This is a genomic window from Amazonocrinis nigriterrae CENA67, assembly GCF_016056305.1.
GTDB lineage: Bacteria > Cyanobacteriota > Cyanobacteriia > Cyanobacteriales > Nostocaceae > Amazonocrinis > Amazonocrinis nigriterrae.
Genome location: NZ_JAECZC010000065.1, coordinates 36,265 through 39,128, shown reverse-complemented (window position 1 = coordinate 39,128; position 2,864 = coordinate 36,265). Strand labels below are relative to the sequence as shown.

At 43.7% G+C, this 2,864-nt stretch carries 1 protein-coding gene; it reads right to left on the bottom strand.

All coding sequences use genetic code 11. From position 1 onward, the window contains the following. Nucleotides 1–38: 38 nt before the first annotated feature. Nucleotides 39–2,657 (bottom strand): M1 family metallopeptidase, encoded by a 2,619-nt coding sequence (locus I8748_RS26005; protein ID WP_198127412.1) that lies wholly within the window; start codon nucleotides 2,655–2,657, stop codon nucleotides 39–41. Nucleotides 2,658–2,864 lie beyond the last annotated feature (207 nt).

Below are 2,864 nucleotides of genomic sequence, written 5' to 3'. Positions count from 1 at the left end.
TGCCCAATGCCCCATGCCCAATGCCCAATTCCCAATACCTATAATTTAGATTTGGCTTCTAAGTTTTCCAAGCGGCTGATCAATTCTTGGTTTTGTTGTTTGAGTTGGTCGAGTTCCTCACGCAAGGTACGCAGGGCAGTTTCTGTACCAACATTCTTTTGGACATTGGCAAGGGCTTCCTCAGCATTGCGACGCACACGTCCATCTGGTGTTTGGTCAGCTAGCGATCGCAAAATGCCGCTGGCTTTGGGAGTTTCCATTTTTCCCAATGCTGCAACTACTGCTACTTGGGTTAAAAAGAAGGTTTCTTTGGCTAATTCTGCTAGTCTTTCTAAAATTCGTTCCAAATTAGCTGGACTTTGACCTACAGAAATTTTTCCCAATGCACGAATTGCCGATAAACGCAATCGTTGTGGTACACCAAGCTTGGTATATTCCAGTACTAGATTCAAAGCTGCTTCTGAAGTTTTGAGTTCAGCTAAACCTGCGATCGCACCACTGCGTACTATTTCATTCCAACCCGCTTTTTCTTCTAAAACGGATTTTAAAAGCTTGATGACCTTTTCTTCCTTGGGCTTTTCTTCTAAGTTAGCAGACGCGATCGCTCCAATGGTAGTAGCTGCTTCGGCTTCCACGTAGTAGCTCGGATCACCATCTTGCACCAGTTTTTTCACAGCTTTGTAGCTTTCATAGGTTTTGATGTTACCAAGTGCTTCTACCACAGCCCGCCGCACGCGAGGATTTTTATCTTCCAACCCAGGAATTAACCCATCAAAAGCTTGATCCAACTTAATTTCTGCCAATTTTTTAGCTACTTCGACTCGCACACCCCAAAATAACTCATTTTGCAGTGCTGCGGATAATGCTTTGATGGCTTCTAACCCACCTTTTGCTGCTAAAGCTGACGCTGCATAGATACGAGAAATGGGGTCGGGGTCAAATTCTAACTGTGCTTTCAACTCTGGTATTGGATACTCCAAAGACACAGTTTTCAGGAAATTATTCCCCATATCAAAGCTGATAAATTGGGGTTTCTCTGCGAGTGGAAAATAAAAGCTTTGTTCGCGTTCATTCACCCGCACGGTAAAAGTTTTGAGTGCTGAATGCTGGGTGCTGAGTTTGACATCACTGCTAACTTCTTTAGAATTGGTGTAGCCGAAACCGATGGGGATTCTCAAGTCAAATAAATCTTTATTGCCATTGTTGTTTGCTTGGGTTTGAGTAACTGTAACTTTTGCTAAATTAGCATCCTCATCCCAAGAGTAAGCCACTTTAAAATCTGGATGACCGCCACGATAAACATACTGGTCGAACAAAAATGCGAGATTGCGTCCAGTTGCTTTTTCAATTGCCCTTAGCAAGTCTATTGTTTCCACAGTTTTGTGGGCATTATCCTGGACAAATGTTTGAATTGCCGACCAAAACAATTCTTCTCCCAGTTCTGCCCGAATCATGTGATAAACACAAGACCCTTTTTCGTAGATGTGGCAGTCATAAAGTTCGATCGCTTCCCGGTAAACATGCGTTACCATTGGCCGACGGTAGCGGCTACTATCTTCGGTTAAGTAGCTGCGAGCTTCCAATAACCGATAGTATGCTGCTTCTATTGACCCATACTCATGTTCTGTCCACATTACCTCAGAATAGGAAGCCATGCCTTCTTTCACCCAAGCATGAGACCAATGTTTTATGACTACTAAATCGCCAAACCATTGGTGCGCTAGTTCGTGGACTACTAAACTTTCGGTGTTGCGGTTATCTAAAGCGGCGCGTTCATCGAGTAAACAGCGGTCTGTTAACAAAGTTGTGGAAGTATTTTCCATCCCGCCAAAGATGAAGTCGTCAACGCAAACTTGAGCATATTTGGGGAAAGGATAGGGATAACCATATTTTTCGCTCAAAAATTCGAGCATCCTGGGAGTTTTGCCCATGCTGAGTTTAGCATCTTTCTCCCGTCCCTTTTCTATGTAGTATGTAACAGGTTTACCCTGCCACTGGTCGCGAATTTCTGCAAAGTCCCCCACTGCCAGAGTTATCAAGTAGGTAGGATGAACTTGTTGCTGTGACCAATGGTAGATTTTGTCATCACCATCTTTTTGGGTGTCAATTAGTTCGCCGTTGGAAATGGCAATTAAATTTTTGGGAACGCGGACGCGAATTTCGGAAGTAGACAATTGTCCTGGGTAGTCAAAGCAGGGAAACCAAAAACGAGAGTCTTCATCTTCTCCTTGAGTCCAGACTTGGATGGGCTTGTTGGGGTAGTGTTTGTCTGGTTGAATAAAATAAATACCACGTTGGGGTTTTTCCACCGAGTAGGCGATCGCAATCAACAGTCTTTTACCAACCTGGGTAGGCTTTGAAAGTTGGATAGAAAGCTGTTCGCCATCGTAGTCAAAATTTTGTGATACCTCATCCACCAGTACAGACTCGATATGCAAATTTACCGCATCCAAACTCAAACGCTCAATACCACTGCGAATTGGCAATAAGCGAATGTTGCAAATGCCGTGGTAACTTTGGTTAGGAATATCCAAGCCCAGGTCTAGAAAAATATGCTCTACCTGTCCTGGGCGATCGGGATTGTAGTGTGGTTTGGCTCCTGGTAATTCAAAAGATTTGTGTCCGTTATTTTCCGTATCAAAATAAAATTGCGACATAGATGTTTTCTGGCCTTTTAATCCTGAAAATTCTAGCTTGATATTTTTATAAAAATAACGCTATCTGCTATTATTCCCCAATTGATCAAAACTAGGGTGTAGGGTGGGGCTAAGTGAATATCATGTCCGCTTGATTAGTGATTAAACACTCACCCCACCCCCAACCCCTCCCCGCAAGCGAGGAGGGGGAACTGGAGGAGGAGGAGG

What these genes read in the sequence shown, in the direction of transcription:
- I8748_RS26005 (WP_198127412.1), bottom strand. Translation starts at nt 2,657, where the DNA reads ATGTCGCAATTTTATTTTGATACGGAAAATAACGGACACAAATCTTTT.